General features: G+C 46.7%; 22 protein-coding genes. 13 read left to right on the top strand and 9 right to left on the bottom strand.

The window, feature by feature from the left end:
- Positions 1 to 87: 87 nt before the first annotated feature.
- Together fbp and ppa are read left to right on the top strand one after the other, a co-directional pair.
- Complete coding sequence (gene fbp / locus BSQ33_RS10785) at positions 88 to 1,101, top strand: class 1 fructose-bisphosphatase (protein ID WP_021019689.1); 1,014 nt, start codon at positions 88 to 90, stop codon at positions 1,099 to 1,101.
- Positions 1,102 to 1,236: 135 nt separating this feature from the next.
- Complete coding sequence (gene ppa / locus BSQ33_RS10780; protein WP_021019688.1) at positions 1,237 to 1,767, top strand: inorganic diphosphatase; 531 nt, start codon at positions 1,237 to 1,239, stop codon at positions 1,765 to 1,767.
- An 86-nt stretch (positions 1,768 to 1,853) separates the two neighbouring features.
- Here the strand turns inward: ppa and BSQ33_RS10775 are convergent, their stop codons facing one another.
- From BSQ33_RS10775 to BSQ33_RS10765, 3 genes are all read right to left on the bottom strand, one after another.
- A complete protein-coding gene (locus BSQ33_RS10775; protein ID WP_021019687.1) occupies positions 1,854 to 2,204 on the bottom strand; it encodes a gamma-glutamylcyclotransferase family protein in 351 nt (116 codons plus the stop codon).
- Positions 2,205 to 2,354: 150 nt separating this feature from the next.
- The gene (locus BSQ33_RS10770; RefSeq protein ID WP_088134094.1) at positions 2,355 to 6,131 is read right to left on the bottom strand and encodes a translocation/assembly module TamB domain-containing protein; all 3,777 of its coding nucleotides are present in this window, start codon (positions 6,129 to 6,131) and stop codon (positions 2,355 to 2,357) included.
- Positions 6,128 to 7,846 carry an autotransporter assembly complex protein TamA gene (locus tag BSQ33_RS10765; protein ID WP_021019685.1) on the bottom strand — a complete coding sequence of 573 codons (1,719 nt, stop codon included), beginning with the start codon at positions 7,844 to 7,846 and terminating at the stop codon, positions 6,128 to 6,130. Before BSQ33_RS10765 ends, BSQ33_RS10770 begins: the two co-directional genes overlap by 4 nt.
- Positions 7,847 to 8,296: 450 nt before the next feature.
- Between BSQ33_RS10765 and msrA the strand changes: the two genes are divergently transcribed.
- The 7 genes from msrA to BSQ33_RS10725 all read left to right on the top strand — a co-directional run bounded on the left by msrA (position 8,297) and on the right by BSQ33_RS10725 (position 13,938).
- The gene (gene msrA, locus BSQ33_RS10760; protein WP_021019684.1) at positions 8,297 to 8,926 is read left to right on the top strand and encodes a peptide-methionine (S)-S-oxide reductase MsrA; all 630 of its coding nucleotides are present in this window, start codon (positions 8,297 to 8,299) and stop codon (positions 8,924 to 8,926) included.
- 85 nt (positions 8,927 to 9,011) lie between these two features.
- Positions 9,012 to 9,326 carry a DUF2607 family protein gene (locus BSQ33_RS10755; protein WP_021019683.1) on the top strand — a complete coding sequence of 105 codons (315 nt, stop codon included), beginning with the start codon at positions 9,012 to 9,014 and terminating at the stop codon, positions 9,324 to 9,326.
- Positions 9,327 to 9,559: 233 nt separating this feature from the next.
- On the top strand, positions 9,560 to 10,255 hold the full coding sequence (gene zrgA, locus BSQ33_RS10745; RefSeq protein ID WP_088134093.1) for a zinc uptake protein ZrgA: 696 nt from the start codon (positions 9,560 to 9,562) through the stop codon (positions 10,253 to 10,255).
- 61 nt (positions 10,256 to 10,316) lie between these two features.
- Positions 10,317 to 11,027: an ABC transporter ATP-binding protein gene (locus BSQ33_RS10740; RefSeq protein ID WP_021019680.1), complete on the top strand. Its 711-nt coding sequence runs from the start codon at positions 10,317 to 10,319 to the stop codon at positions 11,025 to 11,027.
- A 2-nt stretch (positions 11,028 to 11,029) separates the two neighbouring features.
- Positions 11,030 to 12,289, top strand: coding sequence for an ABC transporter permease (locus BSQ33_RS10735; RefSeq protein WP_021019679.1), 1,260 nt, complete (start codon positions 11,030 to 11,032; stop codon positions 12,287 to 12,289).
- A 32-nt stretch (positions 12,290 to 12,321) separates the two neighbouring features.
- The gene (locus BSQ33_RS10730; RefSeq protein ID WP_051116183.1) at positions 12,322 to 12,798 is read left to right on the top strand and encodes a DUF3299 domain-containing protein; all 477 of its coding nucleotides are present in this window, start codon (positions 12,322 to 12,324) and stop codon (positions 12,796 to 12,798) included.
- Positions 12,799 to 13,044: 246 nt separating this feature from the next.
- Positions 13,045 to 13,938 carry a TIGR03899 family protein gene (locus BSQ33_RS10725; protein ID WP_021019677.1) on the top strand — a complete coding sequence of 298 codons (894 nt, stop codon included), beginning with the start codon at positions 13,045 to 13,047 and terminating at the stop codon, positions 13,936 to 13,938.
- A 34-nt stretch (positions 13,939 to 13,972) separates the two neighbouring features.
- Here the strand turns inward: BSQ33_RS10725 and cysC are convergent, their stop codons facing one another.
- From cysC to cobA, 5 genes are all read right to left on the bottom strand, one after another.
- Positions 13,973 to 14,602 carry an adenylyl-sulfate kinase gene (gene cysC / locus BSQ33_RS10720; protein ID WP_088134092.1) on the bottom strand — a complete coding sequence of 210 codons (630 nt, stop codon included), beginning with the start codon at positions 14,600 to 14,602 and terminating at the stop codon, positions 13,973 to 13,975.
- Positions 14,603 to 14,657: 55 nt separating this feature from the next.
- On the bottom strand, positions 14,658 to 16,382 hold the full coding sequence (locus tag BSQ33_RS10715; protein ID WP_021019675.1) for an SLC13 family permease: 1,725 nt from the start codon (positions 16,380 to 16,382) through the stop codon (positions 14,658 to 14,660).
- Between the two features lie 43 nt (positions 16,383 to 16,425).
- Positions 16,426 to 17,853 carry a sulfate adenylyltransferase subunit CysN gene (cysN, locus tag BSQ33_RS10710; RefSeq protein ID WP_021019674.1) on the bottom strand — a complete coding sequence of 476 codons (1,428 nt, stop codon included), beginning with the start codon at positions 17,851 to 17,853 and terminating at the stop codon, positions 16,426 to 16,428.
- A 17-nt stretch (positions 17,854 to 17,870) separates the two neighbouring features.
- A complete protein-coding gene (gene cysD, locus BSQ33_RS10705; protein ID WP_021019673.1) occupies positions 17,871 to 18,779 on the bottom strand; it encodes a sulfate adenylyltransferase subunit CysD in 909 nt (302 codons plus the stop codon).
- Between the two features lie 96 nt (positions 18,780 to 18,875).
- Positions 18,876 to 19,751 carry a uroporphyrinogen-III C-methyltransferase gene (gene cobA / locus BSQ33_RS10700; protein ID WP_088134091.1) on the bottom strand — a complete coding sequence of 292 codons (876 nt, stop codon included), beginning with the start codon at positions 19,749 to 19,751 and terminating at the stop codon, positions 18,876 to 18,878.
- Positions 19,752 to 19,984: 233 nt separating this feature from the next.
- On the opposite strand from cobA, the gene BSQ33_RS10695 reads away from it, so the two are divergent.
- A complete protein-coding gene (locus tag BSQ33_RS10695) occupies positions 19,985 to 21,955 on the top strand; it encodes a bifunctional 2',3'-cyclic-nucleotide 2'-phosphodiesterase/3'-nucleotidase (RefSeq protein ID WP_088134090.1) in 1,971 nt (656 codons plus the stop codon).
- A gap of 184 nt (positions 21,956 to 22,139) precedes the next feature.
- Positions 22,140 to 22,595: a GNAT family N-acetyltransferase gene (locus tag BSQ33_RS10690; RefSeq protein WP_088134576.1), complete on the top strand. Its 456-nt coding sequence runs from the start codon at positions 22,140 to 22,142 to the stop codon at positions 22,593 to 22,595.
- A 106-nt stretch (positions 22,596 to 22,701) separates the two neighbouring features.
- On the opposite strand, the gene BSQ33_RS10685 is transcribed toward BSQ33_RS10690, so the two are convergent.
- A complete protein-coding gene (locus BSQ33_RS10685) occupies positions 22,702 to 23,319 on the bottom strand; it encodes a LysM-like peptidoglycan-binding domain-containing protein (protein ID WP_088134089.1) in 618 nt (205 codons plus the stop codon).
- A 228-nt stretch (positions 23,320 to 23,547) separates the two neighbouring features.
- Here BSQ33_RS10685 and BSQ33_RS10680 point away from each other — a divergent pair, with 228 nt between their 5' ends.
- Together BSQ33_RS10680 and BSQ33_RS10675 are read left to right on the top strand one after the other, a co-directional pair.
- Entirely contained in the window at positions 23,548 to 24,168 is a 621-nt protein-coding gene (locus BSQ33_RS10680) for an FKBP-type peptidyl-prolyl cis-trans isomerase (RefSeq protein ID WP_021019668.1), read from the top strand.
- Positions 24,169 to 24,277: 109 nt separating this feature from the next.
- Positions 24,278 to 24,772 (top strand): DUF2780 domain-containing protein, encoded by a 495-nt coding sequence (locus tag BSQ33_RS10675; RefSeq protein WP_088134088.1) that lies wholly within the window; start codon positions 24,278 to 24,280, stop codon positions 24,770 to 24,772.
- Positions 24,773 to 24,817: the final 45 nt, after the last annotated feature.

Genomic DNA, 24,817 nt, shown 5'->3' with positions numbered 1-24,817 from the left:
GGGCATCCATCGCCCATTTGCATAATGCCAATTTGCTGTCTTTCAGACGAATGGTAAGTGTTCATGATTGCTTTTCAAGGAAATAACATGTCAGAAATGAGAACCTTAGGAGAATTCATTGTTGAGAAACAGACCGATTTTCCTCATGCAAGCGGAGAGCTCTCTTCCCTACTTGCTTCGATACGTTTGGCAGCAAAAATCGTAAACCGTGAAATCAATAAAGCGGGACTCGTCGATATTACCGGCGCTGTCGGTACGGAAAACATTCAGGGCGAAGATCAGCAAAAACTCGACGTTTACGCCAATGAGAAGTTTAAAGCAGCGCTTGAAGCCAGAGATCAGGTCTGCGGTGTCGCCAGTGAAGAAGAAGACGAAGCAATCATATTTAATAAAGAATTGAATAAGAATGCTAAGTATGTCGTGTTGATGGACCCGCTTGACGGCTCAACCAATATTGATGTGAATGTGTCGGTCGGAACCATTTTCTCGATTTACCACCGTGTCTCTCCGATTGGTACCACCCCGACAGCGGAAGACTTTCTGCAACCGGGTCATAAACAGGTCGCAGCCGGATACGTCATTTATGGTTCTTCGACAATGCTGGTATACACCACCGGCAATGGCGTCAATGGGTTTACTTACGATCCGTCATTAGGCACCTTCTGTCTCTCCCATGAGAATATGATGATTCCGGAAGATGGCAGAATCTATTCGATTAACGAAGGGAATTACATTCGTTTCCCGACCGGTGTAAAAAAATACATTAAACACTGTCAGGAAAACGTACCGGAAGATAACCGTCCTTACACGTCACGCTATATCGGATCGCTGGTTGCGGATTTTCACCGTAACCTCCTCAAAGGTGGCATTTACCTGTATCCAAGTACACTCAGTCACCCACAAGGTAAACTCCGCCTACTGTACGAATGTAATCCTATGGCATTCCTGATGGAGCAAGCCGGTGGTATTGCCACCGATGGCATGAAACGGATTCTAGACCTGAACCCGCAAGAGCTACATCAGCGTGTACCGTTTTTTGTCGGTTCCAAGAACATGGTCACCAAACTCCAAGCATTTCTGGAAGCCCATCAAGACGATTAAATCTCATCATCAGCGCCTCCGGGCGCTTTTTCTTGGCCCGTCACGATTCAGTGATCAACACTTTTTGCGTTCAACGGTGAAGTGAATAATAATAGGCCCTTCAAAAACGTCCGCTAAACAGTAAGGAATACATTCATGAGTTTGAATAACGTACCAGCAGGTAAGTCTCTGCCTGATGATATCTATGTCGTCATTGAAATCCCGGCAAATGCTGATCCAATCAAATATGAAGTAGACAAAGAGTCTGGTGCTGTATTTGTAGACCGCTTTATGTCTACACCGATGTTCTACCCATGTAACTACGGTTATGTAAACAATACGCTTTCTTTGGATGGTGATCCGGTTGACGTGCTGGTCCCGACACCTTATCCGCTGGTTCCTGGTGCAGTTATTCGTTGTCGCCCTGTCGGTGTGCTGAAAATGACAGATGAATCTGGTGAAGATGCAAAAGTTGTTGCTGTACCACACTCAAAACTGACTAAAGAATATGACCATGTTCAGGATGTCAATGATCTGCCTGAGCTGCTGAAAGCACAAATCAAACATTTCTTCGAGCGCTACAAAGAGCTTGAATCAGGCAAATGGGTGAAAGTTGATGGCTGGGAAGATGCCGCATCAGCTCGTGCAGAAATCCAATCCTCTTATGAGCGCGCACAAAACAAATAATTCGTCTGTTGACTGAGAAGCATAAGGAGAGATTTTTATCTCTCCTTTTTCTTTATATGAAGATAGAAGCTGATTGCGCAATGAACTCAGATCCGCTGACACCAGTCTCCGGATGCAATTGCCTGACTTAACTTAGAGACATCCTGATAAAAATAGATCCAAGCCATCCCAAAGGGCGTTTCAATCTGCTCACGACGGTATTCAACGGGAACATTTTCCAACTCATCCAAACGGAACAAAGTTTGATCATCCACGACATAGATCTCGCCCATAACCGACTGATGGCCTTCTATTAACCCCGGATAAGGCCCGAGATCATATAAGGAAAATTCCGGTGGCGTTTCGTAATATCCCAGCATCGGACTTTCACCCAGATACCAATGATTATATTCTCCATCACGCAACGTCCCGTAGACAAACACTAAATGCTGCTGCATAAACACTCCTTGTTTATTCTCTCATCACGTTTATTTGAATCCTTTCACCGCGACATTTCTAAACATAGACGCTCTCGCCACAGAAATCATGCAACATGGCTACCTTTCACGATGAAAGTTGATGGATGACATCAAGTCATCGCGCTGTCTTTAATTAAACTCAAACTGATACAAGACATTCATAGTACTCGTCAGCCCGGAGATCGCTTCAATATACAAGTCACTCATCAGGCGATAACGTACCGTGAACTCACCAACAGAGTTAAAAATACCAACCCCATATTTCACTTGCAATCCCGGTAGAATATAACCACTGACCGTAACCTGAGACTGTTCTCCCGAACCGGATGTATCTAACTGGAGATCCTGAACACCAAATGCCTGCCCGATCTCTCCGACTAACTTCCCGCTCTGGGCGAGACTCAATCCAATCAGGCTCGTCGTCAACGCGCCATTATTCGACTCTGCATCGAGGTTTTGTCCACGAATTAAGTAAGAGAGCGCATTCGCCTGCGCCATGGTTGGCTCCGAAAAGACTGACACGGATGGATTATCTGCCGGTCCGTTCACTTTGATCCCTGCCGTGACATTATCGGCAATATTATTCGGGTTACGAATCGCGGTAATCGACACATAAGGCTGACTGATCGGCCCATTGAGAATCACTTTGCCCTGTTGAATGACCAAATCTTGTCCCAGTGAACGGTATGTCCCGTTCAGAATATTGACTTCTCCGGTCATAAATGGGGTATTGTCTCGCTGTGAAATTCTCAGTTCACCTTGCAGTTTCCCATCCAGTCCGAAGGCTGACAGCCGAACCCCAGAACCAATCTTCACCGTCACTTTACTTTCCAGATTAAACGGCAAGGATTGCGTCTGCTTCACGGTTTGAGAATCTTGGATAATGACCTGATCGGGAGAGACCTTAACCGCACTGTCCGGTAGTTTATCAACGGTAATCTTCCCTTCTGGTAACTCAATCGAGCCTTCAACTCGCGCAACGTCCGGAGTCAGTGTCAGCGTCATATCCGGGATTGCCTTCAGCGCTACATAAGGAGGAAAATCGATATCCACTCCGTCAGCATATAATCGGGAATGAACCGCCCAGTCGTCGAGCCTTGTCCAGTCTGCATCCCCTGAGAGATGTAACTCACCCTCGGGGGTCTTGACCAACGCTGCAAGCTGGGCCTGATACCCTTCAAACTGAATGTCGATATTCCCCTGCTGAATATCGACAGGTGTCACTTCCCCTTGCAACTGAATTTGGCTGACAGCCAGTTTTCCCGTGATCTGAGGATGTAACAAATCGCCATGTACTTTCAGGTGTCCATCAGCAATAGAATCAAACTCACTGTAATCCCCTAACAAGGATTGCATCAGGCTCAGATCCAACCGATTGATATCGATATTTGCCGTCATCTGTTTTTGTTGCTGCTTGATATCGGGAATCTTGACCGCCAAATCAAGCGCACCATGCTCGGCCAGATCAATCTGGCCGGTCGCAGCAAGATGGTTGTCTTTGAGATCCATTTGAAACTTCATCTGCTGCCATGCCACGACCAAAGGCTTCATGGCAATCTGCTGCTGTAACTGACCTTGTTCAACAAGCACGGTTAGCTCAGCTTTAGGCGGTAACTGTTGGTCCTCTCCTTGAGCCCATTTCAGAAACGCCTCGGCATCGACGCGTCCTTTCAATGTTGTTTCTTCTGGCAACAAATACGCTAAGCGAGCTAAATCAAGCTGATGCAATGACACATGAAGCTGGCCTGACGATGGTTGAATCGTGATGTCTTGATCAAGACACAAAGAAGAAGATTGATCCTGCCAACAATGCGCCTGAATACTCAATTGTTGCTCTGATGGCAGCAAATCAATTTGCACTGGCGACTGAAGCGTCAGTTGATGCTTTTCTCGCGATAGCGTGGCACGGTCGAGTGTCCCTTGCCAACGATGAAACTCACGGTCAGTCGCTCCGGTAATCTTAAGCTGCACACGCCCTTCCGACGTATCCGCATCAAGATTCACCACGTGTTGAGATAAGCCACCGCGCCCGCTTAACGTAACGGTTTTCAAGATATACTGCTGATAACGCCCCTGCTGCAAAGTCAGGACGACGTCCCCATGCACCTGATTCAAATCACTGATTTTGCCATGTAACGAAACATTGTTGGCTTGAATTAAATCTTGCCACTGAATCTGTGTACCGGTCAGAGACACCTCTGCTTCAGGGTGACGCAAGTTTCCTCGTAAACGGATATCGCCTTGGATATTACCTTTTCCCTCAGGCAAACTTTTCGACAAATCAGGGACAGCTATGCGCACATCCATATCCCAGCGTTGATCGATAGTCCCCTCGACCCGAAGCTGATTTTTCCCATGAGCAACAACCAGTGCCGGAGTCATGGCTTGGATCTGACTTCCTTCTGTCCCACCGGAGACCGTCAATGGCCCTGACACATGCAGAGGGTATTGTTGCAACGTCCCATTCAGTTCAAGTTGAGTCACATCGAGCTGCCATTTCGTCCCGGACACCGACGCCTTAAGATCGATCTGCCCATCTAATTTCCCCGACACGTCAGGCCATTGAGCCTGAGGTTCAATCTGCCGGAATGATAACTGTGAACCCAACGTGAATGCTTTTTGCCACGCCAACTGACTTTGCCCTGAAATCACCCCGTTGAGTGTTTTGATTTGTAATGCCGAAAGTTCAAGCTGAGTGAGTGTTCCCTGACCCGAAACATCAACCTGAGTCGAGGGAATCGCTTTGCCGTGTACCAATCCTTGTAAGGCGAGCTGATATTGGTTGAGTTGTCCTTCAAGATTCAGATGTCCAAGATCAAGCTGATATTGTGCATCCCCCGACAAAGGCCACTGTCCTGCAAGATCGTTAATCTTGATGTTGAACGGCAACCCGGCCGAAAGCGGTTCAAGCTGGGCAGAAATACTTCCCTGAACCCGTTCAGCCAATGTGGCAGAGAGCTGCATTTTGGCTAGGCTGCCACGCACTGCGGCTGTGACACGCTGTCCCTCAATTTCCGGCAAATGCAGTATAGAATTCAGGTGGATATCCAGTGGATAACCTGCGGATAACGTCATGTTACCATGACCATCTGCTGCAATTTCCGGTGTTGTGACATCGAAATGTTCGATCCGGATCCGGTGGCGGTATGCCTGTGCGGATAAATGCAGTTTCTCAATATCACGCTTGCTCTCACTATCACTGCCACTGCGAATCTGCATATCCTTGAGCCGGAACTGATTCACACGGATATCCAGCGGAATCCATATGTCGGGTAATGTCACCGCCGGGTAGGAAAACGTCGCCAACGATTCGGTTGCTGCCGGTTGAGCTTCCGGTGCCGATTCGACATCGATCTTTGTCTGCTGTAAGGCCACTTTATCCAGAGTCAGTCGGCTTCGATACCACGATACCCCACCCTTTAATGTCTGCCATTGAAGCCGTACTTGCGGTAAATCCAGCGTGACATCTTCGAGAGAAAAATGAGTCACAGAAAGTGGAATGGGCAGATTAAGGAGCTGTTTGGGCGACGTATCCTGATCCGACTCAGAAGATGCACCATTTTCCGGGATTGAAACCAGCACATGGCGGGCCGTCAAAGAATCAAGACACAACGCAGGCTGAAACAAACAGCGACTGCGTACTGATAATCCGACGTGTTCCAGTTGCAGTTTCATCTGAGTCTGAGAGTCTTGGTATGCCACATCATACAAATCCAGCTTTCCGGCTAAGATGCCTTCCGCCCGGCTGATTTGCAAACCGGGAACAAACCGTTCAGCCCCGGAGACGGCCAGATGTAATCCTGCGGGCGTATAAAGTAAAACCCCCGTTAAGGTAATCAATACCGCAAGCAACAATACGATGGCAATGATCACCCATTGACTGGTACGTAACGCAAACCGAATCATAAATCCGGCCCCAATGTGAAGTGAATATGGAATTCATCGCCCGGAGTTGAATCCAGCCCCCAAGCAAAATCAAGACGAACCGGGCCTATCGGGGAAACCCACCGCACGCCAACGCCAGTCCCTCGTTTCCAGTTCGGGGTCGAATTGAATGCATCACCATAATCGTAAAACAGGGCCGCCCACCAGTTACCAGAGAGATTGTATTGATACTCCAGCGATGCTGTCGCAAGATATTTTGCACCGCTCAATGCACCCTTTGCATCTCTCGGTGAAATCGATTCATACGAATAACCGCGAATACTGTTATCCCCCCCGGCAAAGAATCTTAGCGATGGCGAAACCTGATTAAAATCATCCACCAAATTGGCACCGCCCCTCACACGAAATAATCCGCGGTGACGTTCTTCATAAGTCCGTATCCACGACGTCCCTGCTCGAATCCTCAAAATATCGGTTTCTGAGTACAAGTTCTTATTCCCGTATTCTAATGTCAGGGTTTCTTTATCTCCCCAAGTAAGCAAGCGCTTACCACGAATCCGAGTCCGGGAAAATGTAATCCCCGGCAAAACGAACTGGCCGACGTCATCCAACGTTCCCAACTCATAATTCTCGATCAGATAACGCGTGAATAGCGTCCGGTGCCAACCATTCGACAACCGCCAATGCCGTTCAACTGAAAGGTTAGATTCAATGCTTTTCGTATCCAGCTTATCGACTCGTTTCAAACCGTACTGAAGCTCGTAATACTGATTCAACACATCTTCCAGGGGTATTTTATAACTCGCGGTCACGATCTGTTCCGGATTTGACAATGAGAAACTGCTACTAAAACTATGTCCTTTATCGTTAATCCAAGGCTTATTCCACTTCAGTAACACCGTTGGCCCGACGTCTGTCGAATAACCGGCCCCCGTTTCAATCTGATTTTGACTAGCAGGTGCCAAGGTCACATGCATCGGTAGTTCTTGCTGTGTATCCAACTGACTCAAATCCGGCTCGACTAACACCGAAGAAAACCAATCGGTACTCGCGAGACGCTGATTAAACTCACCGACTTTAGACACCAGATATGGGTCTCCGGGTCGATAAGTCTGTAACGACGCGACTCGTTCCGGTTCAATCTGGCTCCCGACCATCGTGGTCTTGCCGAAACGATAGCGAAGCCCACTATCAAAGTGCAAGATCACCCGGGCCAGATTATCATCTTGCAAAATTTCTAAACGACTTTTGGCAAACTTCGCATTAAAGTAACCGCGCTCTAACGCCAGACTCTGGAGCCGGGATTTGAGCTGTGTATAATCAGCGTGATTGAGAATGTCACCCTTTTTCAGCGCACTGGCTTTTACAACGCGCTGGAAATACTCATCTTGCTGGGCATCGCCCAAGAGTTGGATATCCACGACATCGATTCGTGTCGGCGGACCGGGATCAACATGGACCGTGATTTCGGCATCGTCCTGATCAAATGCAAACCGAATCACCGGATGGTAGTAGCCAAGCGCCTGCAACGCCTGCGATATATCGTCTTCGAGATGGGCCTGAAAACGTAAACTCGGGGCATAGTCATTGGGAGAAATAGATGACAGATAGGCTTCGACATTGTCATACAAATCGCCGTCCAGCCCATCGATGGAAAGGGATATCTGACGTTCCGCAGATACAGCTGAGAAACACAGCCCAAACAGTAGCCCAAAAAATGAAAAATATTGTCTCATACAAGCGTTATGTAACGTCACAGGATAAAGCGTCAAAACAGTATCTTAACCGTAGATAGGTCATTCGTCTGTATGCGCTGCGTAAATTTTGTCATCTCACACACTTTGTCATGTCACTTGCGATGCGGTTCTGACATCGTTTGTTGCAATTCAATGCTCCGACCATGCTGACTGTTGACCGTTATCCAGTAGATATGCGGAATCAATCACCCTAAAATATGGATATATTCGCTAGAATTTCCCCCGCAGAAAAGGGCGCTATCACTTGTCACATAGAAGACAGTTAACAGTTTTTAGTCAACTGAGTATAACATCATCATGTTCTGCTCATTTTAACGACAAGAAAACCATAATCAGGTTCGCGCCTTACCAAAAATGCACTACATTTATACACTCGGTGACCTCAAGGTTCAGTATTCATACTTCACCTGAGAAGAGAAAGGTAAACTCATGTCAGACAAACAACAGATGGTTACAGAAGAAACTGCGCTGAAAGGCCGTTTCACTCCCCTTGAAATAGAAGACAGTCATTTCGTTAATCACTCCCGTCTTACGGCCGAGCCAGAAAAAGGCCAACAAAAAATATTGCTCGGGATGGGCTGTTTCTGGGGTGCGGAAAGACTGTTCTGGCAACTTCCCGGTGTTATTTCGACCTCGGTCGGTTATTCGGGCGGATATACACCGAATCCAACCTATGAAGAAGTCTGTACCGGTCAAACCGGCCATGCCGAAGTTGTGCGAATCATTTATCAGCCACAACAAATCTCGCTGGAAACACTGTTAGGTTACTTCTGGGAAAATCACGACCCAACGCAAGGCATGCGTCAGGGCAATGATCTCGGTACACAGTACCGTTCAGTCATCTATGTTTATCATGATAAACAACGCTTAATCGCTGAACATTCGCGACAAACCTACCAAAAATCACTCAATAGTGAGGGGAAAGGGAAAATCACCACGGAAATCCTCTCTGCCGGGCCTTATTACTTTGCGGAAAGTTACCACCAGCAATATCTGGCAAAAAATCCAGATGGTTATTGCGGACTAGCGGGGACAGGCGTTTGCTTCATGCCACTCTAAGTGATTGCTGAACGCTATACGAATAATACTTGCGCCTGTGGATTATTGTTATATTATAACATTTTCCATTCATTGCGGATGTCCCATGTTGGCTGCCAGTAAAACGATTCGTCCCCCAATGACGTCTCTCCCCAGAAAGATGGTTGCTCTTGCGGCCATCTTTTTAATGCTCTGGCTCAGCGCGGCTTACATTATTCATCAAGCTGACACATTGGCGGAGCATCATCAGCACCATGACTGTCAGTTATTTGCCGGGATTCATCATGCCATTCAATCTTTTGTGCCGATTCTGCCGGTTATCGCGTCTCACGGATATAGCGAGCCGACATCTGAAATCATCAGGATAAGCCTGCCATTTTTAGCTTATTTTGCGCGCTCACCTCCGCTAGTCGTTCAGTAAACCTCAATTCGGGACATCCCCCTGTGTGATATATCAGGCGGACTTTGCTGTGTCACGATTTGCAGACGGCGCATGATTTTTATACCCCGTTCCACTTTCAAGATAGACGGAATGGCTATCAAATCGGCCACGATCAAAAATACAGTGATCACTGCATTCAAGCGGGACATCGCCCCAATCCGAGGTTTTATCATGAATTGTATTTAAATCATCTTAACGACGGAGTTTTTTTCATGTTAAAAACACATAACCTTGCACTGCTTGCAGGGCTCATCACCGCAGTATCTGCACAAGCCGAAGAAGGTTTTCGTCAGCACGAAGCGCATGTTCACGGTGTTGTCGAAATGAATGTTGCTCAGGATGCTGATGCATTGTTAGTTGAAATCACGGCACCGGGAATGGATGTCGTTGGTTTTGAACATCCGCCACAAACGACCCAGGAGCATCAAGCGCTCGATCAAGCGATGGCATTGCTGGAACAAGCCGATGATCTCATCACGATCAACTCAGCAGCTGGCTGTACACTTGAACATAGTAATGTTCGTCAGACCTCTCACCACCACGACCATGAGCATGAGCATGAGCACCACGATCATGACCATGATGCAGACCATCACCACGATGATGGCCATGACCACGAACACCACGACCATGATGAAGGCGCCCATGAAAGCGGACATCATCATGACCACGATGAAGATGCAGAACATCATCATGACCACGACGGTGATGAGCACGAGCATGGCATGCATACAGCCTTCTCAATTCAATACACATACACCTGCCGAGACAGCGGAAAGTTGGATCATCTCTCCACCCAGTGGTTTAGCCATTTCCCTCGCTCACATGAGATTCATACCAATGTCTTTACGGATCGTCAGCAGACTGCCATTAAGCTGAATCCAGATCAGACTGAGGTATCTTTGTAACATCAAACTTCACGCATCGGCAGGACATCAAATGTCCTGCCTTCTCAGAGGATTTCGAGTAATGAAGGATTCACAACCATCTGGCTCAGAATACGTCATCGAGCTCCGCAATGTGCAATTTCGGTGGGCTGCTGATGCACCACTGACCATTGATATTGAGCATCTGACCGTCAGTGCTGGTGAGCATCTATTCATCAAGGGACCAAGTGGCTGCGGCAAATCGACGCTGCTTGCTCTCCTGACAGGGATCAATACGTGTCAGTCTGGTTCACTCTCTGTCTTAGGTCAGGTCTTATCCGATTTACCATCCAGACAACGGGACCGCTTCCGCGCGGATCATATCGGTTATATATTTCAACAATTCAATCTGCTCCCGTATTTATCGGTGATCGACAATGTGGTACTTCCCTGTCACTTTTCAGCACGGCGTCGTGACCAAATTGCCGGTACTTTGCAAGACAAAGCCCATCAATTGCTGACTGGATTAAAAATGCCGGAACATTTACTCAATCAGCCAGTGGTAGAACTCAGTATCGGACAACAACAACGCGTTGCTGCGGCACGGGCGTTGATTGGTTCACCGAAGCTCATCATTGCTGACGAACCGACTTCAGCGCTGGATTACGACAACCGCAGCGCCTTTATTCAACTCCTGCTGGAAGAAGCCGACCAAGTCAATGCAACCTTGGTTTTTGTCAGCCACGATCCAACACTGGAGTCCATGTTTAACCGCAGTATCAGTCTGCCGCAACTGAATCGGGTAGGAAACTAAACATGAAAATCATTATGAATCTGGCGTGGAAGAGCGTCCTCAATCGTAAAACAACGGCACTCTTAACGATTTTAACGGTGGCAATCTCGGTTATTCTGCTCATGGGCGTAGAACGGATCCGAACGCAGGCCAAAAGCAGCTTTGCCAATACGATCTCCGGTACAGATCTGATCGTCGGTGGTCGCTCCGGTCAAGTCAATCTGCTCCTGTATTCCGTCTTTCGAATTGGCAATGCGACGAACAATATTGACTGGAAAAGTTTTCAGGAATTCAGTCATCATCGCGCGGTAAAGTGGGCGATCCCGATTTCATTGGGCGATTCTCATAAAGGCTTTCGGGTCATGGGGACCAATCTGGATTATTTCAAATTCTATCAATACGGACATAAACAGCATCTGACTTTTCAGGCCGGTCAACCATTCCACGGGCTATTCGACACGGTGATTGGTGCCGATGTCGCTAAAAAACTCAACTATCATATCGGCAGTAAAATTATCATTGCTCATGGGATTAGTGATGTCGGATTCAGCCGCCACGATCACCTTCCTTTTACCGTCACGGGTATTCTGGCCCCAACGGGGACACCGGTCGATCGAACGGTTCATGTGTCTCTGGGCGCTATAGAAGCGATTCATGTCGGTTGGGAGTCTGGTGCGCATATTGGCAAAACACCGGATGCAGCCGTGCTGGAAAAACGACATTTTCAACCCACTCAAATTACAGCGATGTATCTGGGTTTAAAATCCCGTATTCAAACATTTGCATTACAACGAGAAATCAATGAATATCGTAAGGAGCCCTTGAGTGCAATTCTTCCGGGGGTCGCATTACAGGAATTATGGGGCATGATGTCGGTAGCAGAGCAAGCGTTAATGGCCGTCTCGATCTTTGTCGTGATTGCCGGCCTGATGGGAATGCTCAGCAGTCTGTTAACCAGCTTGCAAGAAAGGCGACGTGAGATGGCAATTCTCCGGGCCATGGGCGCACAACCCAAGCATGTCTTTGCTTTATTGATCAGTGAAGCGAGTGCATTAACCTTTGCCGGCATTCTTGTTGGCGTGGCGGGTTTATATGGTTTAATGTCGATCATTGCACCATTGATTCATGCACAATACGGCATCATGATAACACTTGACCGTTTGAGCTATCATGAATGGCAATTACTCGGTTACGTACAACTCGCAGGGATTCTGATTGGGGTCGTTCCCGCACTACGAGCCTACAGACAATCACTCAGCGATGGTATGACAATAAGAATATAGGAAATTGAATGAGAAACACTTTTTCATCGGTCATGCTTCTGTGCATGACCTTATGCTCTGTTTCAGCCTGGGGAGCGCAAAAACCGCTGACCCTTGATTGGATGGATCTGATCCCGAAGCAAGAACGTCATCAGTTTGATCAACAAGGAATGCCGACCGTGAATCATAACGGTAACGCTCCGGCCAAGCAGAGTCATATCGGTGCTGTCAGACCAGAACTCGATGGGAAGTATGTCAAAATTCCTGGGTTTGTCATCCCCTTGGAGGGAGACGATCAGACTATCACTGAGTTCTTACTGGTGCCTTATTTCGGAGCATGTATCCATGTGCCACCACCACCACCCAACCAGATTGTCTATGTGAAATTCCCTCAAGGGGCACCCGTTCAGGAGTTGTGGGATGTCATTTATGTCGTGGGCAAACTCAAAGCAGAACCTGTCAGCAGTGACGTTGCTGATGCCGGATATAAAATCGAGGGAAGTCGTATTGAGCCTTACGATGATCAGTAAGGGCGGTTATACGACAAGGAAGCTTGATAGATAGCCGAGTAAAGCAAAGTAAAGAATAAATACTACGGTGATAGACAGAGCCTTTTTCACTAGAATCATCAATGTTCAAAATTATAAGTAGTAACAATTTTAACAAAACATTAGCATTTTGAGTAGCGGAATTTGATCAATTCGGCTAGATGTCTCTCGCATTCCGCGTTAAATTGTTACTATTGCTCTCAATTGTCAGTCGGTATCAAATTATTCATGGAACAACGCACACCCACGGTCATTGAACATCAGGATGATGAGACAACAAAGTCTCATTCGAGAGGACGCTATATTAAAGATAGTGGTCACCGAATCCAAAATATTGCCAAAGATCATGGCCTTGATGCATTGATCAGTGAAGAAAAGACTGACATTTCGCCACTGGACAGAGCCTTAAAGCGGGAACGCAAACGCAAAGAACAGCGGCAAAAAAACCTTGAGAGCATTGTCAGACTTGCCCATAAATCCTGTAAAAACGAAACGGCTGGCGATCCCGATCAAGACTGGCTCTACCGCTTTTTCGATATGGCTCAGGATATCCATAACTCTTCAATGCAGCGACTGTGGGCACAAGTGCTCAAGCGGGAAGTCACCAATCCGGGCGCCACATCCATGAAAGCCTTGCAAGTGTTGAAAGATATGACACCGAAAGAGGCTCAAATCCTCCAAAAATCAGCCGCACTGGCTTGTAGTTTCGGGCAAGATGGCAGTCGGAAACTATTCGTTGGGATACGGGCACACAATGGGATTTTTACCTTTGGCAAGCGTGATACCACGATTACGCTGAGTCTGGGTAGCTTTCAGCTTCCCTACTCAAGTTTGCTGGTGATGATCGAGCTCGGCTTACTGCATGCAACCGAGCTCGCCTCAGGTGAAATCGAGCAAGAATCTGCGCTCCCCTTTCATTATCAAGGCAAGAACCTGTCTCTGCAGGCAATGAGCAAGGGGATACATTTACTCTATTATCGTTTTAGTCCCACCGGTAATGAGTTGTGTAAGCTACTGGGCAATAAACTCAATCAACAATACTATGATCAAATGATTGCGCTGCTAGGGCAAAAATTTATGATCCATACCGATGCTACCGGCAGCATTCACCATACAGTCTGAGCAAACGACCTTAGGGGCTGCCGAGAAAAACCGATTAATGCGATAAAATATCAATAATACCGCGTTGACTCAGTTTTGTCAGACACTGTTCAACCAATGCATCGATACCCATTTCACCGGCAGGTAAATCGATTTCAGGCTGTAACGGCACTTCATATTCAGCATCAATGCCCGTAAAGTTGGTGATCTCACCCGCACGGGCTTTTTTGTACAATCCTTTCGGATCACGCTGCTCACAAACTTCCAGTGTGGTATTGACGAAGACTTCCAGAAACTCCCCTTCCGGCAGTAACTCCCGCACCATCTGCCGTTCAGCGCGATGTGGTGAGATAAATGCAGTAAGCACGATCAGTCCGGCATCGGCCATCAGCTTCGCCAGCTCACCGATCCGACGGATATTTTCCCGACGATCCTGAGCAGAAAAACCGAGATCACGACATAACCCGTGCCGGACATTATCACCATCGAGCAGGTAAGTATGATAACCCAATTGCGCAAGACGATTTTCCAGTGCGCCAGCGACCGTTGATTTGCCAGCGCCTGATAATCCGGTAAACCAAAGCACCGCGGGTTTCTGTTTTTTCAGCGTCGCACGAAATGTTTTATCGATCGGGTGCTGGTGCCAGACGATATGTTCATCTTTTTCATTTGGCGCGATACTCATAACACTCTTCCTTTATACGTAAACTTATCAATACATTGTTTAAAAACAATACGGATTAAAACGGAAAAAATACCGGAATTAAGGTCAGAACGAGCAAAGAGTAAACCAACGATATTGGAATACCGATTCTGACATAATCACTCATTTTGTAGTTACCGATACTATAGACCAGCAGATTGGTCTGATAACCATAGGGAGAAATAAAGCTCGCACTGGCACCAAATAACACCGCCATAATGAATGGCATCGGATCCACCCCGTAGCCGACAGCCAAACTGTATCCCAACGGAAAAGCCAGCGCAGCAGCAGCATTGTTTGTGATGAGCTCCGTCAGAACCAGCGTTATCAGATAGGTGGCAACCAAGCCACCAAACACGCCCCAGCCGTTCATGGTGTGAATAAAAAAATCACCCATGCGTTGCGACAGTCCCGATGAAATCATCAACTGAGCAATCGATAATGCTGAACCGACAATCACAACTATGTCGATAGGGAAACGACGGCGTAATTCACCGATTTGCACGATACCAAAGATAACTAACAGAATCAGATAGATCGCAAGTCCTTTAATAATCGGTAGCCAATGGAGCAATGCCGCACCAATCACCGCCATAAATCCGAGTAATACCAGACTCGATTTATGGCTGTCTAAGCGGGCACTCGAATCCAAATCATTAATGAATAGAAATTCGCGATGCAGCGCCTGACGTTGCGCTTCGAATCCTTTCCCCGGTACAAGTACCAGCGTATCGCCAGCCGTCAACGTGATATTTCCCAGACCACCTTCCAGACGTTCATGTCCCCGACGAATGGCCACGACAACGGCATCAAACCGCTCGCGAAAATGACTGGATTTCAGTGTCTTATGACAAAAACTGGCAGAAGAACTCACCACCACTTCAACAAAATTCTGACCGTTAAGGTGGTGCTGACCAAACAAGGTTAACCCTTTGATTTCCTGAAGTGTCGATACACTCTCGACATCACCACAAAACAGCAGCCGATCCTGTGCCTGTAAGACAAAATCAGGTCCGACAGAAGGGACACTTTCACCATTTCGAATCACCTCAGCTAAGAATAACTTGCGTAACGCCCGCAGGTTATTTTCGGCAATGCTGCGCCCGACTAATGGTGACTTCTCACCAACACTCGCTTCCAGAAAATAAGGTAATTCATCCTGACCCGACTCATCATTATTCGGTAACAAATAACTCAATGGAATCAGAATCAATACGCCGCCGAGAAGCACAGCCAGACCAATCATCGTCGGGGCGAAAAAGTTGAGACTCGGCAACCCTGCATCTTCAACAAAACTATTGATGATCAGATTGGTTGATGTCCCAATCAAAGTCAGCGTTCCGCCAAAAATAGCCGTGTAAGACAGCGGAATTAATAATTTTGATGGTGCATGTTGCTGATTACGTTTAATCGCCCCAATCAGAGATACGACGACGGCGGTATTATTGGTGAAAGAAGAGAGAAAGGCGGTCGATAACCCCAGTTTTGCGATCACAGTGCCGAGCCGCCCTTCAGAGATATTGCTACTGATCCAACTGATGAGTCGTGTCTTTTCCAGTCCGGCAGAAGCCAGAATCAATAAAATCAGCGTCAGTAGGGATGAATTGGTGAAATTTGCAGCTAAGTCATTGATATCAATCAGACCTGCAATAAAAGTGATAAAAGCAGCACCTGCAAAGATCAAACTCGGTTTAACTCGCGTAAGCAGCAAACAGGCAACCACACCGCATAGAATTGCAATTATCACCCCTTGTTCCCACATCTCACATCCCTCAGAAAGGGTGAAAATCACCCTTTCAAGCAGCCTACTTCAGTAATTGACTGATATCTTTCGCACCCCAGTGTGGGAAGTGCTTACGAATCAGTGCATTCAGTTCCAGCTCAAATTCAGAGACATCGCCCTGCGTTTGCGCCACCGTTTGTAGGCTGTCACGAACCAGACCTGCGCCAACAGTTACATTGGTCAGTCGGTCAATAATAATAAAGCCCCCCGTATCAGCACTATCGAGATATTTATCGAGAGCAATCGCCTGATTGAACCGCCATTCACATAAACCAATGCCATTGAGCGGTAGAGATTCGGCCTGATAAGTCGAGAGGTTATTGATATCGTATTGGTGACGGATCGACGTCACCTGACCAATCGTTTTATGACCTGCAATTTTGATGTCGTAATCCCGGCCAGCCTGTAATGGCTGCTCTGTCATCCAAACGACGTCTGCCAATAAATGGTTGGTTGTATCGAGTTGGGCATCCTCAAGGACGATCAAATCGCCACGACTGATATCAATTTCATCATTCAGCGTTAGCGTTACAGCTTGACCGGTATATGCCTGTTCCAAATCGCCATCAAAAGTGACGATACGGGCAACAGTGGAAGATTTACCCGACGGTAATACCTTCACTTTGTCCCCGGGGCGGATAACCCCTGATGCAACGGTACCGGCAAACCCACGAAAATCGAGATTTGGTCGGTTGACATATTGAACAGGGAAACGAAATGCTCCTGTTCCTTTGAGCTGATCGACATCGACAGTTTCTAATAAATCCAGCAAAGAGGGGCCTTGATACCAATGCATGTGCTGACTTTTCTCAACAACATTGTCCCCTTCCAACGCTGAGATCGGAATGATCTGAATGTCCGTGTCTCCCTGTAAATGTCGGGAGAATTCAAGATATTCTTGGCGAATGGCTTCAAAACGCTCCTGAGAATAATCGACCAAATCCATCTTGTTGACCGCCACCACAAAGTGTCTCAAACCCAATAGATTGGAAATGAACGAGTGACGACGGGTCTGATCCAACACGCCTTTCCGTGCATCAATCAGAATAATCGCTAAATCACATGTCGAAGCACCGGTTGCCATATTGCGCGTGTACTGCTCATGTCCCGGTGTATCAGCGATAATGAACTTACGTTTCTGTGTTGAAAAATAGCGATATGCGACATCAATGGTAATCCCTTGTTCGCGTTCAGCCTGCAATCCATCCACCAGCAATGCCAGATCCGGACGCTCACCGGTTGTACCGACGCGCTGACTATCTGAATGAACAGCCGCCAGTTGATCTTCGTAGATCTGCTTGGAATCGTGAAGCAACCGACCGATCAACGTACTCTTACCGTCATCGACAGACCCACATGTCAGAAATCTAAGTAACGATTTGTGTTGGTGTTGATCCAAATAACCTTCAATACCTAACTCAGTTAACTGAGCTTGAACTGCACTATTCATAAAACTTCCCTCGCCCCTTAGAAATAGCCCTGACGTTTTTTCAATTCCATGGATCCGGACTGATCATGGTCGATCGCTCGTCCTTGCCGCTCACTGGACGTTGCCACCAGCATCTCTTCGATGATTTCAGGCAATGTGCTTGCCGTCGATTCAATGGCTCCGGTCAGCGGATAACACCCGAGTGTCCGGAAACGGACTGATTTATTCTCGATCACTTCACCCGGCAAAATCTCCATCCGATCATCGTCAACCATGATTAACATCCCGTCACGTTCAACGACAGGCCGCTTTTCAGCGAAGTAAAGTGGCACAATATCAATGCCTTCCAGATAGATATATTGCCATATGTCCAGTTCAGTCCAGTTTGACAAAGGGAACACCCGAATACTCTCACCTTTGTTAATCTGCCCGTTATAGGTATGCCAGATCTCCGGACGCTGGTTTTTGGGATCCCAGGTATGATTCTTATCCCGGAATGAATAGACTCGCTCTTTGGCACGGGACTTTTCTTCATCCCGACGCGCGCCACCGAATGCAGCATCGAATCCATATTGGTTCAATGCCTGTTTCAGGCCCTGGGTTTTCATAATATCGGTATGTTTGGAACTCCCGTGAACAAACGGGTTGATCCCCATTTCGAGCCCTTCGGGGTTTTTATGGACCAGAAGCTCAAAGCCGTACTTTTGTGCGGTTTTATCGCGGAAATCGATCATTTCACGAAACTTCCAGTTCGTATCGACATGCAGGAGCGGAAACGGAATCTTGCCCGGATAGAAAGCTTTGCGAGCCAGATGTAGCATCACCGATGAATCTTTTCCGATGGAATACATCATCACCGGGTTGCCGAATTCGGCTGCAACTTCACGAATAATGTGAATACTTTCAGCTTCTAGTTGTTTTAAATGAGTTAATCGTTGTTGATCCATCTCTTGCTTCCTTTTGACTCACAAGATGAGTGTGTTATGCAATTCGGTTTCTGAGTGAATAAATCATCCATGACTGAATCTGGATGACTGATTTATTTATGCATACAAAGAACTGGCTGTTGCTTCCTGTGTACTGTTGAACCAATTGAGTTTGTCGGCCAGTGAAACCACTTCACCAATCACAATTAAAGCGGGCGAATCAGCCTGAGCAGCCAACTGTGGCAAATGATTCAATGTGCCTCGAAACAGCTTCTGCGCGGCCTGTGTTCCTCGTTCAATCACGGCAACAGGTGTCTCGCCATCCCGTCCATGCTGAAGTAACTGCTCCCTGATATATCCGGATTTCATCAATCCCATATAGATCACAAGGGTCTGCCGTCCCCGAGCCAGGGTTGACCAATCCATTTCATCTTGCTCTGCACGGACATGGCCGGTAACGAAAATGGCAGACTGCGCATAATCCCGGTGTGTCAGGGGAATTCCGGCATAGGCGGTCGCCCCGGCAGCAGCGGTAATACCGGGAACCACTTGAAAACGAATACTGGCATCGAACAAACGTTCCAGTTCTTCACCGCCTCGTCCAAAAATAAACGGGTCTCCGCCTTTAATTCGTACGACTCGGTGCCCCTGTCTGGCAAAATCGACCAATAGCTGATTGGTCTTCTCCTGCGGCACACTATGATGTCCGGCTCGTTTCCCGACACACACCAGAATCGTACTGTCCGGCACCAGAGACATAATCTCCTCTGAGACCAAATAGTCATATAAAACGACGTCGGCTTGCTGAAGAAAGCTAACTGCTTTGACCGTGAGTAATTCCGGATCTCCCGGGCCAGCACCGACCAATGCGACTTCTCCGGCCTGCAACTGAGATTTCGTGAAGTGGTAGCTGATTTGTTCTGACGCATCGACCTTCACAGACGAACGCACTTGTTTGACGGGTAAACGAGTCACAACCTGATCCTTTGCCATAACACACTCCACCTAAATTGAATATGTGCATTATGGCGACCTCTACATATGACATGAAATTCTAAAATTTCATTTTTTATTCGAAAAGCTGATAAGGAAACATTTTTTTCAACAAAAAAGCCTATTTATACATTGGATGATACGCATCACAGTTTCTAACTTATTGAAATATAGGTTTCATCCATATTTGCTACATTAGCCAGATTATTTATTTGTTATGGATCAGACAGCGTATGAAACAGCCAAAAAAAATTCTCGCACTGTCATTACTTAGCGAATTGCTGATACTCGCTTCATCAGCACTATCGTTCTCAGTCAATGCAGCAACCATCCATCTTCGTGTCATAGAAACAACGGATATCCATGCCAATGTCATGGACTATGACTACTACAAAGACAAATCGTCAGACAAAATTGGCTTACTCCGGGCCGCAAGTCTTGTCAAAAAGGCACGTGAAGAGAATCCGAACTCACTTTTGATTGATAACGGTGATCTGATTCAGGGCAGCCCGATGGGTGACTACATGGCATCTAAAGGGATCAAGGCGGGAGAGGTTCATCCGGTGTATAAAGCGATGAACCTCCTCGGTTACGAGGTTGGCAATATTGGTAACCACGAGTTTAATTACGGACTCGGATACCTTAAAGAAACGCTTAATGATGCTAATTTTCCTTATATCAATGCCAATATATTTGACGCCAAAACGGATCAGCACTATTTCCGTCCTTACCTGATCAAATCATATACATTGACCGATACCGATGGAAAACCTCAGCAGCTAAAGGTTGGCTATATTGGCTTCGCTCCGCCTCAAATTATGGTGTGGGATAAGAAAAATTTAGCGGGCAACGTTTATACCAAAGATATCAAAGCGACGGCGAAAGCCCTGATCCCTCAAATGAAACAGCAAGGTGCTGATATTATTGTTGCCATTCCCCATTCGGGAATTGCCACCACACCTTATCATGTTGGTGCTGAAAACTCGGTTTACTATCTCGCAGAAGTCCCCGGTATTGATGCTATCGCTTTTGGTCACGCACATGCAGTTTTCCCCGGCAAAGACTTTAATGACCTGCCAGATGTGAATAACGAAAAAGGGACAGTTCACGGTGTCGCAGCAGTAATGCCCGGACGCTGGGGCAGCCATGTCGGTATTATTGACCTGACAGTAGAGAGAAAAGATCACCACTGGCAAGTGACTGACAGCCAATCAGAAGCGCGTCCGATTTATGACAATATCGCACATCATGCTTTGGTATCCGCTGACGCTCAGCTTCGTCAAGCCGTTCAATCGGATCATCAGGCAACACGACAGTTCGTCAATCAACCCATCGGCAAAGCCAGTGATAAAATGTATAGTTATCTGGCGCTCGTTCAGGATGATCCGACCATTCAAATTGTCAATCTGGCACAGAAAGCCTACGTTGAAAAAATGATTCAGGGCGATCCAGATTTAGATGGACTGCCAGTGCTGTCTGCTGCTGCACCATTTAAAGCCGGCGGTCGAAAAAATGATCCCTCAAACTATACCGAAGTTGAATCCGGACAACTGACATTCCGCAACGCTGCTGATCTGTACCTTTATCCCAACACATTAGTAGCACTCAAAGTCACCGGACGAGAGCTAAAGGAATGGCTGGAATGCTCGGCTGGTCAGTTCAATCGTATTGATCCGACTCAAACTACACCTCAATATCTCATCAACTGGGATGGGTTCAGAACCTACAACTTTGATGTCATTGATGGGATCGAATATCAAATTGATGTCACGCAGCCAGCCCGATATGACGGTGACTGTCAATTGGTTGCTCCTGATAGCAAACGCATTGTCAATCTGTCTTACCAAGGGAAAGCGATTCCAGATAAGCAAGTATTCCTGATTGCCACCAACAACTATCGCGCCTATAGCAACAAGTTTCCCGGCACTGGGGCTTCACATGTCGCTTTTGACGCACCAGATGAAAACCGGACAATTCTAGCCAATTACATTACTCAGATGAGTAAGCAACATGGTGAAATTCATCCTAAAGCAGATAACAACTGGCGTTTAGCACCGATTCAAGCAACCAAAAACCTTGATATCCGCTTCGAGACGGCTCCGGGAAACAAGGCTTCACAGTTCATTCAGCAATATGGGCGTTACCCGATGAAGCAGCTCATGACAGATGAAACTGGCTTTGCGGTCTATCAGGTTCAGCTATAAAAGTAGACCTGACTGAATCATCGTACAGCCGTAGCAAGAGTGGCGGCTGTGCGATCATGCTTTGGGAGGCAGACAGAGAAACCGTGCTTTTTGACAACGCGTGGAGGAATATTTTTTAATGATAATCACATCATGTTGATGTAGATTGTCGGACATCATGTTCATTCACTTAGTCGGTACTTCGATGATAACTTGGCATCTACTTTCCTTTCCTGAGCTGACGACAACACAGCTATACCAGTTAATCAAATTACGGATTGACGTATTTGTTGTCGAACAAACCTGTCCTTACCCTGAATTAGACGACAAAGATCATATGCCCGGAGTCCATCACCTACTGGGATATCAAGATGAAAAGCTCGTTGCCTGTGCCCGGTTAATGCCAGCCGGTATCAGCTATCCGGGAAGTAGTATTGGTCGAATAGCGACTCACACATGTGTTCGAGGGGAAGGTGTCGGACATCAGCTACTGACTTATGCCATTGAGCAATGTGTTCATCTGTGGCCGGAGACCCCCATCGAAATTGGCGCACAGACGCAATTAGAGACATTTTACCGCCAGTATGGATTTGTTCCGACATCCGAACCTTACCTTGAAGATGGTATTTCACACATCGATATGAAGAGAATAAGTCAATAAGTGCTCGATAAGGAAGCATCGACACGATGATCTCTTTACGGACACCGAACCAGAACAATAGATGAGGGGGAACAGAACCTATCTCACTCCCCTCATGTGACTGACGTTATTTACTCCGGCCAAATCCACCATTGGATAAACGGAAAAACATGATCGATTGATCCTTTTGTTCGACTTGCAGAATATCCAGCTCACCTTTCGTCGTCAGCTTATAACGAATCAATTGCCCCGGCTTGATATTACTGAGAGGCTTATCCCCTCCCTCAACCTGAACAAGTACATTGAGGTCAGCCAATGATAGATCGTTGGAACGGAATACCTTAGAAAGCGTGTCACCATTCTTTACTGTATAGTTAACCCATGTCGTGGTACGAGGTTCTGAAGCCGATTTTACCGCTTTCGGGGATACGACAGGTTCAGTGGGTTCCTTCAGGCTATCGGGATCAAGCGCCAGCGCAACACGCTGCTCGCCAACGGACGGTTCCTCGATGGGCTGTTCAGATGCAACTTGCTTCTCTTTCGGCCAAGGTATCAAAACAAGAAGTATGACGACTGGCACCAAAACCATCAGTAAACGTTGATGCAATTTCGGTAATTCACACCATAGACCACGACACTGTCTGACAATGGACTGAAATGACTGCTGAAAATTCATAGCTGACCATTTGCTCTGAACTACAGCAAGATAGCCACCTTGCACCTTTTTTTCCTGTCGGCGATTCACGAATTCACATCTCCCATACTTATTGCAGCTAGTATAAAAACTCGCGCTTAGTGAGTATAGGGGAATCACAGCTATAACTAAAATGTTGACACAATCTTGAAAAAATTTCACTTAAGTTTGGAGATAGGTCACATCAGGCTATGCAATGAAATATTCTCCCCGTTCTTCATTTCATCATCTATTAATAACTGTTATTCTCTAGCGTTTTAACGCAAAAGAGTGACAGTTATGTCTGACGTACAACTTGAAACAAACGAACAGAAGGCAAGCTACGGTATTGGTTTGCAAATGGGCCAACAGCTTGCTGGTAGCGGTTTAGAAGGACTCAGTGTTGATGCGATCGCCGCTGGTATTGCGACAGCATTAACTGGTGACATGCCAGCAATTGAAATCGACGACATTAATCAGGCATTGCAAGCCGTTCACGCAAAAGCTCAAGAAGTGCGTGAATCAGCTGCGAAAGCCGCTGCTGCTGATGGCGAAGCGTTCCTGAAAGATAACGCACTCCGTCCTGAAGTGACCGTTTTAGAATCAGGCCTTCAGTATGAAGTCGTAACAGAAGGTACAGGTGAAGTCCCAACTTCTGATAAGACTGTTCGTGTTCATTACCATGGTCAACTAACCGATGGCACAGTATTCGATAGCTCTGTAACTCGTGGTCAGCCAGTCGAATTCCCTGTAACGGGTGTGATTAAAGGCTGGGTAGAAGCACTACAAATTATGCCTGTCGGATCAAAGTGGAAACTTTATATTCCTCAAGATCTTGCTTATGGCGAGCGTGGCGCTGGTGCTGCAATTCCACCATACGCAGCGTTGGTCTTTGAAGTCGAGTTACTCGACATTCTGTAAGCGAATCTGCTATCCATAAATTAGCAAAGAATTAACATCAAGCGGTGCTCAGCACCGCTTTTTTTTATTTAAACTTAAACATCAGCTCACAATAATGGGAATACCATTCATGGCAACAGCACGCACTCTGATATGGACGCTGATGTTAAGTACCACACTGACATCCCCAAGCTACGCTTTTTTCAAACTCGGTAATGATACGGAAGGTCTAAGCAGCACTATCGGCAAAACGCTGGGACTCACAGGAAACAGTTCCACACTAATTTCACAGGTCGCAGAGCAGCTTCCTGTCTCCGGTCAGCAAGCAACCGGTGGGATTGGTGCATTATTGTCGTTAGCTCAGAATCGATTATCCGAACAGAATAATACCGAACTGAATCAACTTATTCCCGGAATGGAAAATCTATCAAGTCTCAATCAGACTGGGATAAAGAATGGATTATCAAATATAAATGATATGAATGCGGTCATCGGCACGTTCAAACAGCTGGGATTAAGTCCGGATATGGTGTCAAAATTCATCCCTCTCATTTTAAAATATCTCAATACTCGGGGCGCCAGTGAAGGATTAATGAGCTCGCTCACTCAGTTATGGCAACATTAATTCAGGGGAATATACATAATCAGGGAAAGAATCACCACTGTCTAA

Origin of the sequence: Vibrio gazogenes, assembly GCF_002196515.1 — a bacterium.
GTDB lineage: Bacteria > Pseudomonadota > Gammaproteobacteria > Enterobacterales > Vibrionaceae > Vibrio > Vibrio gazogenes_A.
This window is presented reverse-complemented; position numbering and strand designations above follow the sequence as displayed.

Bases quoted from the DNA above. Each gene is read 5' to 3' on its own strand.
- ppa (WP_021019688.1), top strand. From the start codon at position 1,237: ATGAGTTTGAATAACGTACCAGCAGGTAAGTCTCTGCCTGATGATATC.
- BSQ33_RS10725 (WP_021019677.1), top strand. From the start codon at position 13,045: ATGGAACAACGCACACCCACGGTCATTGAACATCAGGATGATGAGACA.
- BSQ33_RS10775 (WP_021019687.1), bottom strand. From the start codon at position 2,204: ATGCAGCAGCATTTAGTGTTTGTCTACGGGACGTTGCGTGATGGAGAA.
- zrgA (WP_088134093.1), top strand. From the start codon at position 9,560: ATGTTAAAAACACATAACCTTGCACTGCTTGCAGGGCTCATCACCGCA.
- cobA (WP_088134091.1), bottom strand. From the start codon at position 19,751: ATGGCAAAGGATCAGGTTGTGACTCGTTTACCCGTCAAACAAGTGCGT.
- BSQ33_RS10695 (WP_088134090.1), top strand. From the start codon at position 19,985: ATGAAACAGCCAAAAAAAATTCTCGCACTGTCATTACTTAGCGAATTG.
- cysN (WP_021019674.1), bottom strand. From the start codon at position 17,853: ATGAATAGTGCAGTTCAAGCTCAGTTAACTGAGTTAGGTATTGAAGGT.
- BSQ33_RS10770 (WP_088134094.1), bottom strand. From the start codon at position 6,131: ATGATTCGGTTTGCGTTACGTACCAGTCAATGGGTGATCATTGCCATC.
- BSQ33_RS10680 (WP_021019668.1), top strand. From the start codon at position 23,548: ATGTCTGACGTACAACTTGAAACAAACGAACAGAAGGCAAGCTACGGT.
- msrA (WP_021019684.1), top strand. From the start codon at position 8,297: ATGTCAGACAAACAACAGATGGTTACAGAAGAAACTGCGCTGAAAGGC.
- cysC (WP_088134092.1), bottom strand. From the start codon at position 14,602: ATGAGTATCGCGCCAAATGAAAAAGATGAACATATCGTCTGGCACCAG.
- BSQ33_RS10730 (WP_051116183.1), top strand. From the start codon at position 12,322: ATGCTTCTGTGCATGACCTTATGCTCTGTTTCAGCCTGGGGAGCGCAA.
- BSQ33_RS10715 (WP_021019675.1), bottom strand. From the start codon at position 16,382: ATGTGGGAACAAGGGGTGATAATTGCAATTCTATGCGGTGTGGTTGCC.
- BSQ33_RS10740 (WP_021019680.1), top strand. From the start codon at position 10,317: ATGAAGGATTCACAACCATCTGGCTCAGAATACGTCATCGAGCTCCGC.
- cysD (WP_021019673.1), bottom strand. From the start codon at position 18,779: ATGGATCAACAACGATTAACTCATTTAAAACAACTAGAAGCTGAAAGT.
- BSQ33_RS10755 (WP_021019683.1), top strand. From the start codon at position 9,012: ATGTTGGCTGCCAGTAAAACGATTCGTCCCCCAATGACGTCTCTCCCC.
- fbp (WP_021019689.1), top strand. From the start codon at position 88: ATGTCAGAAATGAGAACCTTAGGAGAATTCATTGTTGAGAAACAGACC.
- BSQ33_RS10675 (WP_088134088.1), top strand. From the start codon at position 24,278: ATGGCAACAGCACGCACTCTGATATGGACGCTGATGTTAAGTACCACA.
- BSQ33_RS10690 (WP_088134576.1), top strand. From the start codon at position 22,140: ATGATAACTTGGCATCTACTTTCCTTTCCTGAGCTGACGACAACACAG.
- BSQ33_RS10765 (WP_021019685.1), bottom strand. From the start codon at position 7,846: ATGAGACAATATTTTTCATTTTTTGGGCTACTGTTTGGGCTGTGTTTC.
- BSQ33_RS10735 (WP_021019679.1), top strand. From the start codon at position 11,030: ATGAAAATCATTATGAATCTGGCGTGGAAGAGCGTCCTCAATCGTAAA.